General features: G+C 68.6%; 18 protein-coding genes and 2 pseudogenes. 9 read left to right on the forward strand and 11 right to left on the reverse strand.

Annotated features, from left to right (window positions below):
- Positions 1-215: 215 nt before the first annotated feature.
- Positions 216-800 carry a DinB family protein gene (locus AC0680_RS19075; protein ID WP_478629989.1) on the forward strand — a complete coding sequence of 195 codons (585 nt, stop codon included), beginning with the start codon at positions 216-218 and terminating at the stop codon, positions 798-800.
- 215 nt (positions 801-1,015) lie between these two features.
- On the opposite strand, the gene AC0680_RS19080 is transcribed toward AC0680_RS19075, so the two are convergent.
- Positions 1,016-1,606: a hypothetical protein gene (locus AC0680_RS19080; RefSeq protein ID WP_478629991.1), complete on the reverse strand. Its 591-nt coding sequence runs from the start codon at positions 1,604-1,606 to the stop codon at positions 1,016-1,018.
- Between the two features lie 98 nt (positions 1,607-1,704).
- Between AC0680_RS19080 and uppS the strand changes: the two genes are divergently transcribed.
- Positions 1,705-2,523 carry a polyprenyl diphosphate synthase gene (uppS, locus tag AC0680_RS19085; protein ID WP_478629993.1) on the forward strand — a complete coding sequence of 273 codons (819 nt, stop codon included), beginning with the start codon at positions 1,705-1,707 and terminating at the stop codon, positions 2,521-2,523.
- 3 nt (positions 2,524-2,526) lie between these two features.
- On the opposite strand, the gene AC0680_RS19090 is transcribed toward uppS, so the two are convergent.
- The 5 genes from AC0680_RS19090 to AC0680_RS19110 form a co-directional block, all read right to left on the reverse strand.
- The gene (locus AC0680_RS19090; protein WP_478629995.1) at positions 2,527-2,997 is read right to left on the reverse strand and encodes a hypothetical protein; all 471 of its coding nucleotides are present in this window, start codon (positions 2,995-2,997) and stop codon (positions 2,527-2,529) included.
- Positions 2,994-3,362 (reverse strand): DUF6114 domain-containing protein, encoded by a 369-nt coding sequence (locus AC0680_RS19095; RefSeq protein WP_478629997.1) that lies wholly within the window; start codon positions 3,360-3,362, stop codon positions 2,994-2,996. Before AC0680_RS19095 ends, AC0680_RS19090 begins: the two co-directional genes overlap by 4 nt.
- Entirely contained in the window at positions 3,353-3,823 is a 471-nt protein-coding gene (locus AC0680_RS19100; protein WP_478630000.1) for a DUF6230 family protein, read from the reverse strand. The genes AC0680_RS19095 and AC0680_RS19100 overlap by 10 nt, the downstream gene beginning before the upstream one ends.
- Positions 3,824-4,230: 407 nt before the next feature.
- Positions 4,231-4,755 carry an MMPL family transporter gene (locus AC0680_RS19105; RefSeq protein WP_478630003.1) on the reverse strand — a complete coding sequence of 175 codons (525 nt, stop codon included), beginning with the start codon at positions 4,753-4,755 and terminating at the stop codon, positions 4,231-4,233.
- A 79-nt stretch (positions 4,756-4,834) separates the two neighbouring features.
- A complete protein-coding gene (locus AC0680_RS19110) occupies positions 4,835-5,542 on the reverse strand; it encodes a TetR/AcrR family transcriptional regulator (protein ID WP_478630005.1) in 708 nt (235 codons plus the stop codon).
- 173 nt (positions 5,543-5,715) lie between these two features.
- Between AC0680_RS19110 and AC0680_RS19115 the strand changes: the two genes are divergently transcribed.
- Positions 5,716-6,579, forward strand: coding sequence for an SDR family oxidoreductase (locus AC0680_RS19115; protein ID WP_478630007.1), 864 nt, complete (start codon positions 5,716-5,718; stop codon positions 6,577-6,579).
- 304 nt (positions 6,580-6,883) lie between these two features.
- On the opposite strand, the pseudogene AC0680_RS19120 reads toward AC0680_RS19115, so the two are convergent.
- Positions 6,884-6,988 (reverse strand): annotated as a pseudogene (locus AC0680_RS19120) (VOC family protein); the annotation flags it as partial.
- Positions 6,989-7,144: 156 nt separating this feature from the next.
- The gene (locus AC0680_RS19125; RefSeq protein WP_478630010.1) at positions 7,145-8,086 is read right to left on the reverse strand and encodes a nitroreductase/quinone reductase family protein; all 942 of its coding nucleotides are present in this window, start codon (positions 8,084-8,086) and stop codon (positions 7,145-7,147) included.
- Between the two features lie 1,303 nt (positions 8,087-9,389).
- Here AC0680_RS19125 and AC0680_RS19130 point away from each other — a divergent pair.
- The 5 genes from AC0680_RS19130 (at position 9,390) to AC0680_RS19150 (ending at position 11,804) form a co-directional block, all read left to right on the forward strand.
- On the forward strand, positions 9,390-9,737 hold the full coding sequence (locus tag AC0680_RS19130) for a hypothetical protein (RefSeq protein WP_478630013.1): 348 nt from the start codon (positions 9,390-9,392) through the stop codon (positions 9,735-9,737).
- A 3-nt stretch (positions 9,738-9,740) separates the two neighbouring features.
- The gene (locus AC0680_RS19135) at positions 9,741-10,871 is read left to right on the forward strand and encodes a sigma-70 family RNA polymerase sigma factor (RefSeq protein WP_478630015.1); all 1,131 of its coding nucleotides are present in this window, start codon (positions 9,741-9,743) and stop codon (positions 10,869-10,871) included.
- Positions 10,868-11,050 carry a hypothetical protein gene (locus AC0680_RS19140; protein WP_478630018.1) on the forward strand — a complete coding sequence of 61 codons (183 nt, stop codon included), beginning with the start codon at positions 10,868-10,870 and terminating at the stop codon, positions 11,048-11,050. Before AC0680_RS19135 ends, AC0680_RS19140 begins: the two co-directional genes overlap by 4 nt.
- 22 nt (positions 11,051-11,072) lie before the next feature.
- Positions 11,073-11,231 carry a hypothetical protein gene (locus AC0680_RS19145; protein WP_478630020.1) on the forward strand — a complete coding sequence of 53 codons (159 nt, stop codon included), beginning with the start codon at positions 11,073-11,075 and terminating at the stop codon, positions 11,229-11,231.
- A gap of 87 nt (positions 11,232-11,318) precedes the next feature.
- Complete coding sequence (locus AC0680_RS19150) at positions 11,319-11,804, forward strand: nuclear transport factor 2 family protein (protein WP_478630023.1); 486 nt, start codon at positions 11,319-11,321, stop codon at positions 11,802-11,804.
- 55 nt (positions 11,805-11,859) lie between these two features.
- Here AC0680_RS19150 and AC0680_RS19155 read toward each other — a convergent pair whose 3' ends face one another.
- Both AC0680_RS19155 and AC0680_RS19160 read right to left on the reverse strand, forming a co-directional pair.
- On the reverse strand, positions 11,860-12,141 hold the full coding sequence (locus tag AC0680_RS19155) for a transposase (RefSeq protein ID WP_478630025.1): 282 nt from the start codon (positions 12,139-12,141) through the stop codon (positions 11,860-11,862).
- Between the two features lie 23 nt (positions 12,142-12,164).
- Entirely contained in the window at positions 12,165-13,028 is an 864-nt protein-coding gene (locus AC0680_RS19160) for a LysR family transcriptional regulator (RefSeq protein ID WP_478630028.1), read from the reverse strand.
- Positions 13,029-13,190: 162 nt separating this feature from the next.
- Between AC0680_RS19160 and AC0680_RS19165 the strand changes: the two genes are divergently transcribed.
- The gene (locus AC0680_RS19165) at positions 13,191-13,790 is read left to right on the forward strand and encodes a short chain dehydrogenase (RefSeq protein WP_478630031.1); all 600 of its coding nucleotides are present in this window, start codon (positions 13,191-13,193) and stop codon (positions 13,788-13,790) included.
- 56 nt (positions 13,791-13,846) lie between these two features.
- On the opposite strand, the pseudogene AC0680_RS19170 reads toward AC0680_RS19165, so the two are convergent.
- Positions 13,847-13,966 (reverse strand): annotated as a pseudogene (locus AC0680_RS19170) (IS630 family transposase); the annotation flags it as partial.
- Positions 13,967-14,011: the final 45 nt, after the last annotated feature.

Genomic DNA, 14,011 nt, shown 5'->3' on the forward strand with positions numbered 1-14,011 from the left:
GGCGGTTCCAAGTCGGTGGGGCGTGGTTCCGGCTCGCCGCTTCGGGCTCTGCGGGGAGGCCGTGGCGACTATGAGGTTGTCTCACCTGGCAAGTTTCGCGAGCTTCTTGTAGCAGGTCAGGGCGGTGGCCATGGCCAGGCCTCGGCTCTGCCGGTCGTTGCGGACCACGTACGGGATCTTGAGACCACGCACAGCCCATGACAGGCTCATGCCGCATGATCGATGAATTCGCGAAAGACCACCTGCACGGGAGACTGCGGCGGGACCGCAAGGCGCTGCTCTGGAAACTCGACGGCTTGTCCGAATACGACGCCCGCCGACCTTTGACAGCGACCGGGACCAACCTCCTCGGCCTGGTCAAACACGTGGCCACCGTCGAGGCCAGGTACTTCGGCGACGTCTTCGACCGCCCTTCCCCGGAACCGCTGCCCCGGTGGCAGGACTCCAACGGCAGCGATCTGTGGGCGACCGAGGACGAGACCCGCGATCAGATCGTCGGGTTCTACCGGCGCACGTGGGAACACTCGGACGCGACGATCAACGAGCTTCCCCTCGACGCCCCCGGCCACGTGCCGTGGTGGCCGGAGCCGCATCCCAACACGAACCTGTTCGCCATCATGGTCCATGTCCTCGGCGAGTCCATCCGGCATACCGGGCACGCCGATATCCTGCGCGAGGGCCTGGACGGCCGGACCGGGATGCGCGCCGAACACGAGAAGCAGATCGACGAGGAAGCCCGTGCAGCCTACTGCGCGAAGATCGAGCAGGCCGCCAGGTCGGCCGCACCAATCAAGGCTTAGAGGTTGTCTCACGTGACTTGATGTCCGTGCGGCATGATGCCGGTGCGGCGCGGGAAGCACCCGCGTCGTACGGCGGTACTGGCCAACGCCGTTTCCGGGGGTTACCGCAGCGAAGCGGTCCCTGGTTGTGCCCCCCCTCTGCGGGACGACGATGTCGACGGCTCCACCGCGCGGGCCCTGCCCCAGGGCGCTGCCGATGGTGGCCGAGCCCTGGGTCAGCCGGCCAGCCACAGCACCACGGCGGTGAGTCCGGAGCCCAGTGCCCCGCCCGCCCACACCTGACGCGCGCTATGCGCTCGCAGCCGCACCCGTGACCAGCCGATGAGCGCCAGCAGGGGGAGTCCCACTACTGCGCACCACCCGCTCACGTCGAGCGAAAGCAGCGCGATCCCGCCGGCTGCGGCGCTGGTGTGCAGCGAGACCTTGCCCCGACGGCTGCACACCAGGAACGCCGCGCCTCCCAGCGGGGCGAGTACCGCCGGAACCAGCAGCTCACGCGGGGCACCGAGCCGCCAACAGACCAGCCACACCACCAGGGCGCCGGCCGTCGCGCAGGCGAGAGGTAACGGACGTTCCGCCCGGCGGCTCAGCTCCACGTCCGACCACCAACCCCGGTGTGCGCCCAGGATGATGACTGATACCCCCAGTGCTGCACACCCGGCGGCAGTGATCCCCCACGCCGGCAGGGATGCACGCCAGCTGAGCGCGGATCCGGCGGCCACCGGGAGGACGGGGGGCGCGAACAGCCGGCCCGTCCAAAGGGCCAGCCGGTCGGTCACATTGCTGCTGCGCGTGCGCTTCTTCACCACAACTCACCAATGATTCGCCCGACCGGATGGTTTGGGGCATACGGCATCCACCTTCCAGGTAACGCTCCAAATAGGCGTCCGATTAGGGGTAGTTGATGAGTAGATACTCGAACTGGCGGATATCCGCTGCCGCATGGCTGCTCCGTGGCGTGGCTGTTCGGGCCAAGGCATCCCCGGTGGTAGCTCCGTCGGCGCCCTCGGCTCGCGCAGGCCGACCTCGGCATATCGCCATCATCATGGATGGCAACGGGCGGTGGGCCACCGCGCGAGGTCTGCCTCGGATCAACGGGCACGAGGCGGGGGTCCGTGCCGTCCGGTCCGTACTGAACGCGGCACTCGATGAAGGCATCAGTCATCTGTCGCTCTTCGTCTTCTCCACTGAGAACTGGCGTCGGCCCGAGGCTGAGGTGGTTGCCCTGATGCGGCTGGCTTGCGACAGCATGCGGTCGATTGACGAGTACTCCGAACGTGGCGTTCGCCTGAGGTGGTGCGGTGCAGAGGCAGGGCTGGCTCCGAATGTGGTCGAGGCGCTGCGCGAGGCGGAGTTCCGGACCCGGCACGGCCGGTCGATGACCGTTGTCTTCTGTCTGAACTACGGCGGCCGCGACGAGATCATGCGGGCAGCCGTGGCGCTGGCCCGCTCCACGCTGGCCGGACAACTGGAACCCGATGCCATCGACGAGCAGGTCTTCGCCCGCCACCTTCTGCTGCCCGACCTGCCTGATGTGGACATGCTCGTCCGTACGTCTGGGGAACAGCGGGTATCCAACTTCCTGTTATGGCAGTCGGCCTATTCGGAGTTCTTCTTCGTGGAGACCCTCTGGCCCGACTTCACCGGTGACCAACTTCGTGGACTCATCAGGGCTTTCGCCGCCCGCAAACGGCGTTTCGGTGCAGTGGCCGAGCCGCCGTGACAGTCACCGGCGCTGCACGACGGACCGGAGCCTGCCGTTCCGTATGGTGAAGCCAGTGACGGTGGCGGTCACATCTGTCAGCGCCACCGGCGGAGCGGCGGTGACGGGTACCGGAAGCGCCGCGTCCCACTGCACCGGCAGCACGCCGAAGAGCCGGCCGCTGACGGCCGTCAGGTCCACCTCGACGACGCCGGGGAGTTCCGCGCGGGCGCACTCCACCGTGACCTCGCCGTCTGGGGCGCGAGTGGTCAGCACCGCCCCGGTGACAGCGAGGCGGGCGAACCGGCAGTGCAGAAGTGGGCGGTGGCCCTCCGTGCGCCGGACACAGTGGACGGGTCCGCCGTTGACGGTCCGGGCCCGCACGGTCAGCGAGGGCGAAGATGCGGCCAGCGGCCCGCCCGTCGAGGCTTGCCCGGAACTCGTCACGGCCACGCCGCTGAGCAGCACCGTCACCGCCCATCCGACCCACCTCACGGGCGGTCCGGGGAAACGGGCGGCAGCCAGGCGAACCCCCATGCGCCACCGGCGCCTGCCAGCAGGCTGCCCAGCAGCATGCCTCCCACATTGCAGGTCACCAGGGCGACCAGCGCGAGTGCCACCACCACCAGCCCAACCGGGGTATGCAGCTGCGGATGGGTGATCAGCATCAGGGAAGCCGCCAGCAGCGGCAGGCTGGTGGACAACCCCGCGCCGCCAACGATCCCGGCCACGGTTACCGTCGCCGGGGCACCGGAGAACGGCAACAGCACTATCTCCACCGACCCCAGCACGGCGAGCACGGCGGCCCCCCAGGGGCGGCCACGCCGCCATGCCCGATCACGCAGCCGCATCAGTAGCATTCCGCCCGACCGGGCTTGATGGTGACGTCCACATCGCGCACCCGGAAGCTTCCGGCAGTGGCGACCCAGGAGGTGAACCGGGGCCGGGCCACGGTCGCATGACCGGCCCGGACACCGATGCCGCCGTGTGGCAGGAGCCCTACGCGCAGGTTGGTCAAGGTGGTGTCGGCGCCGCTGATCCGATCGCTGTCGACCATCAGCCCGGTCGCTTGGACGGGAGCGGTGCGTCCAGCGGCGCCGCGGAGGGTGAACGGGCCGAATGGCGTGGGCATCAGCAGGCTGGCGCACAACCCCCAGACCGACGCCCGTTCCGCGGTCACCACCGCCACCGGGTGACTTCCGTTCCGCTCGACCACGGTGTCGGTCATCTCCGTGAATCCGTCGCCCTCCAGCCGCTCGCCGGACACCTTGAACGGACCGCCGGCCCCCGCCACGGACACCGCCAACACCCCATCAGCCATACACAACAGCAGTCCGCTCGCACCAGCCAAAGCCACTATTGAGGCCGCCGCCAGCCGCCGCCGGTCTAGTACCTGGTCCGTGCCTATCGCCCTAAGTGCACTTTTCGCCACATCTGAATTCAACTACCGGCGGTGGTCCTTGTCGCCCATGGCGGATGGGCGCATGGAAGGTCGCGAGGGCTGCTGGGAGTGCAAGGGGCGCGCGGAGTGCGTCCTACGGAATGCGCTCGCCGTAGGCCGACCAGAAACAGCTACTCGCCGCGCTATGGATTAAGCCCCTCCCGCATTGGATTGGTGACAGTACTGGTTGAAAAGTGTCATGCCTCGCTGAAATTCTCACGGCGCGGCTGACCAGGAGTGCCTTCGCTTGAGCCCGATCGGCGAGTGAACCACCTAGTGGGGAACCATCAGTTCGCGGCTCCCAAGAGTTTCAGAGTCGTGGGGACCAGGATGGTGCGGGCCAGCGTGGCGTCGACGGTTACTGCGAGCGCCGGCAGCCCGAGAAAGACCTCTTTGACGGTGATGACGCTGCTCGTGGCGAAGGCGGCAAGGACGGCGACGGATGTGATGATCCGACCGGTTCGGGCCAGGCCGAGAACCACGGCTTCGTCGTTGTCACCGGTGAGGTCGTAGTACTCGCGGACACGGCGGGCGAGAAACATCTCGTGGTCGAGGGCGAGCCCGAACAACAGGAGCGTCATGAAAGGGCCCTCAACGACTCCCGCGAAGCCCGGCGGGGAGAATCCCAGGAGCCCGGCGCCGTGGCCCTCCTGGAAGACCCAGGTCACTGTGGACAGGTCGACTCCGGTGGGCAGCAGGACGGTCAGCAGTGCTTTCACGGGGAGCAGCAGGGACCGGAAGGCGAGGGTGAGGAGCACGTAGGCGGACCCGGTGAGGTAGAGCAGCATGGTGGGCAGGTCGTCCCGGAACACGTCGACCGCGTCGATTCGGCAACTCGTACCACCCCTACCGACCTTGCCATCGTGGCCAGGGCCCTAGCGCGGTGCTGGATCAGCGTTGCAGCCACTCGTCGAGAAGCGCCGCTTCGGCTTTGCTGAGACTGGGCAGTTCGGGCAGGAGGGTGCGGAAGGTCGCAACGACGGCCGCCGGGTCCTGGGTGGGGACAGCGGGCTCGTCCGTGAGGATGGCGCGAGCGATCGCGTCGAAGGCGGCGTCGGCCAGGTGCGGGTCGCTTTGCTCTGGTGGCAGCGTCAGCAGGGTGTGGACGGTTCCGATTCCCGCCGAGCGGATGAGGTTGACGGCGCGTTCCTCGCTCACCCGAAGGCGCCCGGCGGCGGCGATTCTGTGCACACGTTCGGCGAGGATCAGCACACCCTTGACCTGTGCCGGGGTGTGGCGTGCGCGGGCCGGGTCGAGCAGCAGGCCGTAGACGTACGGGTTGGCCAGGCCGAAGCTGATCTGCGTGTTCCATCCGGCGCGGAGGTCTTCTACAGGGTCGTCCGAGGGAGCGGCGGTCTGCTTGCTCGCCACATGTTCGGCGAAGACATGCTCGGCAGCGGCATCCAGCAGGTCGTCCTTGCCCTGGAAGAAGCGGTAGAGAGCAGGAGGCTGCAGCCCGGCCTCGTGGGCCACGCGGCGCGTGGTCACCGCGGCCGGCCCCTGGTCGCGCAGCAGGCCGGCCGCGGTCTTCACGATGCGGTCCCGGGTGATGTCTCGCCGCTGCGTGTTCGGTGCCATGGAGACGATGGTATCGCCCATGTGTGACAGGCGATGTTATCGCTGATACTGCCACCTCTCCGCTGCCGACCTGCCCGAAGACGCCGGCACAGGCGGCCAGTCTCTGGATGGACTTGTGCGGTTGCAGCCAACGGAATTATCAGTGTTACCGTGATTTCCGTTCCGTTGGAAACGTCATCAGACGGGAGTCATCGATGCTGATCGTCACGGGAGCCACCGGCCACCTCGGGTCGCTGATCGTCAACCGCCTTCTGGAGCGGGTACCGGCCGACAGGATCGGCGTCAGTGTGCGCGACGTGAGCGCGGCCGCCGACCTCGCCGAGCGCGGCGTCCGAGTCCGAGCGGGAGACTTCACCGAACCCGACAGTCTGAAGCACGCTTTCGAAGGTGCCGAGCGCGTCCTGGTCGTCTCCGCGGCCATTCGAGGCGGCGGCGCGTTGACCGCCAACAGCGCCGCCATCGACGCAGCACGGGAAGTGGGCGCCCAACACATCCTGTACACCAGCCACCAGGCCGCCTCTCCCACGTCGCTCTTCCCGCCGCAGAGGGTCCACGCGGCCACCGAGGAGCACCTCAAGCAGCAAGGAGCCCCCTACACCGCTCTTCGCAACGGGTTCTATGCCTCCACCTTGGGCTCCTACATCGGCGCGGCACTGGAGAGCGGCATGCTCGCCGTGCCGCAGGACGGCCCGGTGTCCTGGACGGCCCACGAGGACCTGGCGGAAGCCGCGGCCTTCGCCCTCACCGAAGACGGTGCACTCGAAGGAATCACGCCGCCGCTGACAGCACCCCACACACTGGACTTCGCCGACGTTGCCGAAATCCTCAGCCGCATCACCGGCCGGACCATCACCCGAGTCGTCATGGACGACAACGAGTGGACATCCGCAGCAGTCGCCGGCGGGATGCCGCGGCCGGCTGCGGAGTTCACCTTGACGATGTTCACTGCTTCGCGCAATGGCGAGTTCAACGCCACCAACCCCACTCTGGAAGCGACCATCGGCCACCGCGCGAAGACCGTCCACGAGGTCTTGGAGACCGTCGTGCGCTCCCGGTGAAACCGGCCAGCTCTTGGTCCTGGCGGTCGCCACCTCCGCGCCGCGACCTGCCAGGACCAGCGACGGGGTCGAATACACCCAGCCCACCGTAAACGCCTGCGAGGGACAGACGGGCTGGGCCACGAACGACGTGCAACCCGCGGTCGTGGCGCACCCCGCGGTCGCGGCGCACCCCACCCGATACGACAAGCGCGGCTATGTCTTCCTCGGCACAGCCACGGCAGCAGCCATCGCCACCTGGCTCCGCACGTTATCGACCGGCGGCGTCGCTGAGTTCATCCCTCCGCGTCGTCCTGCGGATATCGCGGACCGGCTCCTGGCCCAGTGGTCCGCAGTAGAACTCCAGGGCGCGCTCGACGTCCTGCACGTCGAGTACCAGGTGATCGAAATCCCTGACTCGCACTCGCATGGAAGAACCTTCCACTGATTCGGATCGATCCGGTTTCGACCGGAATCTTCGTTTGGCCCGTTGGTCGGGCAGCGTGGCGTAGTACCAGGTCGTAGCAGCGAGCTGCGGGGCCGTGACGGCTCGGGGGGCCGGGCCGTCACGGCCCCGCATGCGCTGTCAGGCGTTGCCGTCCTCGCTGTCCTCAGCCGTGTTCGCAGGAGGAGCCGGCGGCCATGGAACCTCGGCCAGGAGGGGGAGAATCGACTCTTCCTCGTAGTCGAGGTGCGCGTTCAGCTCCGTCGACATCTCGTCCAGCTCGGTGCGGAAGCGCTGAGGGTCGGCGATGCTGATGCCGGCCAGCAGGCCCACCAGCTCGCTCTGGATGCGCGCGACGGTGCGGTGTTCGTCGCGGAGCCGGTCGAAGGTGTCAGCCAAGTGGGGGTGAAAGCGGGCCATCCCGGGGAATACGTGTGCGTCCTCGCTGGTGTGGTGGAACTCCAGGGATTGGCAGAACGCCAGGCAGCGCTGCCGAATCTGCAGCCCGAGACTCGGAGCCGGCGGCTCACCAGGGCCGCGGTGAGCCGCGCATGCGGCAAAGTGGGCGTCGACCTCTGCCTTCACCTGACGCAACTGGCCGCGCAGCCAGGTATGGACCTCCATGAGTTTGTCAGCGAGGGTACTGACTTCGCGCGCACCCTCCCAGCCGTCGGGCTCAGCGCGCTCCAGCACGACGACCGGCAGGGTCCGGTTGGTCTGGGCCTGATAGTCGCCGTATCCCGGGGCCATCCGCACGGCATGCTCGAACAGTTCGTCGCGCCGGGCCCCCTCTGCGGGGACCGCGAGGGCTTGGAAAGTCTGGGTGCCGAGCTCCACCCGCACCACGGGGTGAGCGAGCAAGTTGTGGTACCAGTCTGGGTGACTCGGGGCACCGAGGTTGGACCCGACAAGCAGGAGCGAGTCGCCGTGGCGGACGTAACCGAGGGGAGTGGTCCGTTCGGTCCCCGACTTCGCGCCGGTGGTCGTCAGCAGGAGCAGATTCCCGCCTTCGAACGGGCCACCGACCTTCCCCCCGTTGGCGCGGAATTCCTCGATGACCGATTGATTAAAAGACGTGGGCATACGGTTTTGTGTCTCCGGAGATGCAGGTGAATCCGCAGTGACTGCGGTCATGGCTGGTGATGACGTGCGCAAGGCGAAGCCGCCGCACGGCCTTTCGCCGGACGCGGACTGTGGTCGAGTACGCGCATCCGCAGCACTTGCTGCGGTGCAAGAGCCGTCAGGGCGCGCCACGCAGACGTCACGCGGCATACGTGACGGTGCGGGGAGGCGCGAAGAACGGAAGACGACGTGCGGCTGCGCTACGTCATGTGCAGGGCGCGGAGTATGAACTCATGGCGTATCCCTTGGGGAAGGGTGTTCGCCCGATCGCCGACCGGCCCACTGCTCTTTGGTCGGCGTCACGCGACACCGCTTCTATTACATGCACCCGACAGTCGCCTGTCAATACGGAAGATCACGCACCTGCGGCGGTCCGCACCCATGTGCTTTCACAAACGGCCGATTCCGGAGCAAGGACGGCAGGGGGATCTCGATGAGACTGGCCGTCAGCGCACGTGAGGAAGCCGTTCCCGTCAGCAAGGCGGTCGACCGGCTGGTGGCTGCGGGCTGGTGCCTGCGGGTCGCGCACCCCCAGGACCGCCGCTCGTCCGTCTCCGCCTCACACCCGCGGGCGAGGAGCAGCTGTCCGCTTCCCGCCCCATTGTCGAAAGCGAGCTCCTCTCACTGACCGCGGCGGTCCCCCCTGACGACCTGGCCCGCATCGCCTCAACCCTGGCCATCCTTCGCGCAGCCCTCGAGACGGGCTGTCACGGCCCGCCGGGATGAGGGGACACGACCCGCGAATGGCACCCGAGCCCTTCGCCCGCTCGGACTTCTGCGAGCTCGTGACAGGATCTTGGTGAGAACGGGCTCGGGCCGTGTGCCCGGATACTGACGTGGTGAGGCTGATCAGAGACCTGCGCCGGGCAGCTTCTGCGACAGTTCACGGGCGCCACCGAGGCGGACGTCGATCGCTCCTGCGTCGATGCTCATAGGCCTCCCTTCCGCGGTCCTGGGAAGGGACGCGCCCCCCCGCCCGGCGCCACGGCCCCGACCGGACGTCCCGTGCTGCCGGGTGCGCCGCGCCGGCCCCGGCACCAGGCATGAGACGGCCCCCGGTCCGTACGGATCGGGGGCCGGGCCGTACCCACGTGCTCGTGCTCGCCCCTCTCGACGGTGCGCCACCCGGTACAACGACCGGGGCCGTGCACGGCGCCGGAGCCGTTGTCGACCGCGTCGGATTCCCAGAAGTTCGTGTGAACCAGTCCGCGGGTCGAAGGCCTTACCGGGGTGAAGGCAGACACGACAGGCTGAGGGAGTGGGCATGGTGGTTCAGATGATCCGAGCGGCGCTGTCGCTCGTAGGCGGAGCCCGAAACGGAAGGGAAGGCGGCATGTGGCACGCGATCCGGATCTGGGTCGAGGGCAAGAACGCGGCGACGTTCGAGCGAGAGCGGCGTACGACTCTGCTCACGGCCCCGTTGGCAATTCAGCAAGGTGGCAGGGTCTACGACGAGCGGGCCGACGGAAGCATCCTGGAGATCACCGTCCCCCTGCAGGAGCGGCCGGATGTCATCGCAGGTGAGGCTGTCCGCGGCGATGGCGCTGCATCGGAGTCCCCAGAACTACTCCGGGCCCGTCGCAACGCCCTCACCACGGCTGAGGAGAAGTGATCAATGCCCATCTCTCCTCCGCCGGCGCGGCCGTTGACCGCTCGGCGCGCTGAGCTTCCAGCAGACACCTGGCTGTACAGGGTCCACCGCAAGCGATTCTCATCGACAGCGTTCAACCCCCGACCGGCGGACGTCTTTACAGGCGGGCGCTTCGACGGCACTCCGGAGGATCCGTATCCCTATCTCTACGCGGCCCGGACTCCCGAGGCGGCCGTGGCCGACACGCTGCTGAGGGCGCTGCCGTTCAACCGCGATGGGCTGCGGCTAGTGCCATCGGCGGCGGTTGTTGACCGTCAGCTCACTCAGGTGCGGACCGCTGACCCTCTCCTGCTCATCGACCTGACGACGGCGGAATCTCTCGCCGCCGCCGGGGCTACCTCCGAACTCGTCCTCTCCGACGACTTCGTTCGCGCACGGGCCTGGTCATCGGTGCTACGTCAACACAATCCCTGGGCCCAGGGGCTCCTGTGGCCCTCGCGCTCCCGCCGCGGCCACCATCAGGTGGTGCTCTTCGGGGATCGTTGCGCCCCTCACACCCTCATTGAGCACACCGCCTGGCCACTTGAGGAGCGTGCCAACGCGCTTCTGGCCGGTGTGAGGGCCGTGGTTCCACCCCCTCGCCCACCGGCCAAGAACTTCGACGACTTCTTCAAGGCCCATTTCCTGCAGATCTGCCGCATCCTCAACGCTCGGCAGAACGACTGGGAGCTCGCGCAGGAGGCAGCCAGCCGGGCCTTCGAGATCGCCTACCGCAAGTGGCCGGAAGTGAGTGAACATCCCAATCCCGTCGCCTGGGTGGCTTTCACCGGCCGACGCATCCTGAATCGGGCGTACCAGAAGCTGGCCTCCCGCCCCGAGCGCCCCTTGGACGACACGGATGCGGGCATGCCCTGCGCCGGCCTCGATGTTGCGTCAACGACGGTGGACAAGCTCGCGTTGTACACCGCGATCGGGAACCTGACGCGAGACAAGCGCGAGTGCCTGATCATGCACTACGTGCACGGGTACCCCGTCAACGAGATCGCCGAGCTGCTGAATATCCCCCCTGGCACAGTGAAGAGCAGGCTCAGTGCGGCCCGCAAGGATCTCAGGGATTCACTCGGCTACGACTTCCGCGAGGGAGGCACGCGATGAAGCACGACACCGAACTCCACGTTGACGGGTTCGACCAGACCTTGTCCGACGAAGAGGTCCGCAGCCACTTGGCCGCGCTCCGGCACCGCGTCACCTCGTGCACGCCGATCCTCGACGATGACGACTACGAGGCGGCCATCGAGGAGGCGGCTGACGAGATCACCGGGCTCTTCAGCTGAGAACGACGGCTTGGACGGGCGGGTGAAGGCCGTTGAGGTCGAGGATGTCGCGGGCGGCGGCCGGGCCGCGGAGCCGCTCGCGGTCCACTGCCGGAGGTCGCGGGGCCTGGACGGTTGTCCGGGCTCCTCGCGCCTTGTTTTCGACGACGGAAATCCGCTGGTCACCGAGGTGCACTGCTAGAGCCTGTTACGAAAGCGACGATTGTGGCTACAGGTTGATGTCTGATTGCCGCCAGCACGCCCTGACGGGGCCCATCATGCTTGCGGCATGACTGATCCACTCGCGGTAGACGCCGCAGCCGTTCTCACCGGCATGTACTCGGCGGAGGCGGAATATCTAGCGGCAGGAGGTCCAGGTGAAGCTTCGTTCGATCTGCTGGCGTCGTTCTTCGCTCCAGATGTCGTACTGCACCAGGCTGGTGCTCTTCCCTATTGCGGCACTTGGCGCGGGCACGCGGGCATGGAAAGGTTCTTCCTTGCGATGAGCCGGACGTGGGAATCGTTCGACATGGAGGAGCAGGAGTTCCTCGTCACGGGCGAGACCACGGTGGTACTCACCCAGGTCCGTGCTCGCGCGCGTGCCAGCGGCCGGGCGCTTGCCTTCCCCATCCTGCAGACGCTCAAGGTCAAGGACGGGCAGATAGCCGAAATCCGCCCTTTCTACTGGGACACCGCCGCAATCGCCGCGGCCTGCGCGGTACCGGCGGAGCGCGTGCAAGACCAGCGGGGCCCGTCAATCACAGCCACTCGTTGACGGCCGCTACGAGGACGGTCCCTCGTAGCGGCGGACGGCCACCGCGGAAGCTGCGCTACTTGCGGGAGGCGTACGCCTTGTCCGCCCGCACCCGGTCGGGCCGGGTGCGCGGTCGGTCCGACCAGGTGCGGGGCACGCGGATCGCCTTCAGGGCGGGCTCGAACTGCGGGGAGCCCGCGTGCTGTCCGGCCGTGATGACGATCGCCATGGGCTTCTGGCCCTGTTCGACGGCCAGGTGCATTTTGGTGGTCAGACCGCCACGGGAGCGTCCGAGACCGTGGTCGTTCGGTTCGGCAGTGATGCCTCCGGGCGGCTCCTTTTGCAGGTCCCCGACCACGCACCGCACTCCGAAACGAGCGGTCAGGCGCCGACCACCTCCCGCACCGCGGCGAGGAACTCCTCCGTGCGGGGGTGCGTGGGGTGGGCCGGGTGGGCGAGGTAGACCGTGGCGGCGGGCGCGTCGTCGACCGGGACGAAGCGGACCCCCGGGTGACCATGGCTCTCCACCGTGCCCGCGGCGCCGACGCCGAACGCGCCGCCCGTGGCGATGAGGTTCAGCCACTCGTCGACGTTGCGCACCTCGATCGTGCGCTGCGGGCGCTGCGCCGGGGGCCAGAGGTCCACCGAGGCGGTGCCGGTGTCCGGCCACAGGGCGAGTGGGAGGGCCGGGCCGGAGGTGAGCTCTGCCAGGCGCACCCGGTCGCGGGCCGCGAGCGGATGGTCGTCGGGCAGGGCGGCGACCCGGTCCTCGGTGTAGAGGGCCTCGGTGCGGATGCGCGGGTCGGCGGGGACGGTGCGCAGCACCGCCACGTCGGTGTCGCCGGTGGCCAGGCCCGCGGTGCTGTTGTCCTGCCGGACGACCTCGAGCGGGGCGTGCGGCTGCCCCCGCTTCCATGAGCGCAGCAGCGGGACGGTCTGCTGCCCGAGGACCGCGCACGTGTAGCCGAGCCGCAGCGGCCGGTCGACGGCCCGGGTGTCGGCGAGTGCCGCGTCGAGGTGGGCGAGGATGGCGCGTCCGTGCCCGAGAAGGGTCACCCCGGCCCGGGTGAGGTCCAGATGCCGGGAGGAGCGGTCGACCAGCCGGACTCCCACGCGCGCCTCCAACTGGGCGAGCGTGCGGGACAGGGCGGGCTGCGTCATGTGCAGCCGGGCGGCCGCGGCGGTGACGGTGCCCGCCTCGGCGATGGCGGCCAGGGCCTTGAGGTGACGCAGCTCCACATCCATGCGTGCGAAGCATAGTCGCTGCCCAGATGGCATTTCCGGGTAGGGAGCGGGATCCGTAGCGTCGGATGCGCCGGGTGGTTCGCCCGGTATCCCCTACTGGGGTACTCCCAGGGATCTCCCGGCATTTCCGGGGGTTTGTTTTCAGACATTGGACGGTGGGCTGTGAGGATTCTTCTGGTCGGCGCGGGCGGCACGCTGGGCTCCGCGGTGCGCAAGGCGCTCATGGAGCGCGGCCACGAGGTGATCGGCGTGGGTCGCACGGGCGGGGACCTGATCTGCGACGTCACCGCTCCGGCTGCCGTGGCCCGGATGTACATGCAGGCCGGTCCGCTGGATGCGGTGGCCGTCGCGGCGGGCGACGCCGTGTTCAAGCCGCTGGCCGAGCTGGCCGCGGACGACTTCGCGGCGACGTTTCGCGGCAAAGCCCTCGGCCAGCTGGAGCTGGTCCGCCAGGGCGCTCGGCACGTGGCTGCGACCGGCTCGTTCACGCTGGTCAGCGGGATCCTCACGGAGGAGCCGATCGTGGCCGGGGCCGCCGCGTCCGCGGCCAACGGCGCCGTCGAGGCGTTCGTACGCGCCGCCGCGATCGAGCTCCCGCCGCAGCGGATCAACGCGGTGAGCCCGACGGTGGCCGAGGAGTCGCTGCCCGCCTACGGGCCGTTCTTCGCGGGGATGGAGCCCGTCCCGGCGACGCGCGTCGCGACGGCGTACGTCCGCGCGGTCGAGGGGGCACAGACAGGGCAGGTGTACCGGGTGCGCTGAGGGGCGGGTCACGGACCCGGGCGCAAGTCCCCGCATGGCCGACCGGGCCCCGGCACCAGGTGTCGCACGCCGTGTGGGTGGGTGAAGGTCGCCCGGCGCCGGGGCCGGGGGTTCCCGGTCGGGGTCCTTGTGCCGTCCGCCTTGTTCGGCCGCTGCCGGCCGGGGTGGGGTTTCACGGTCTCCGTATCGCGGCAGTCAGGCTGCCGTCACGCGGGGGTTCG

It is taken from the genome of Streptomyces sp. NPDC043738, assembly GCF_056436545.1.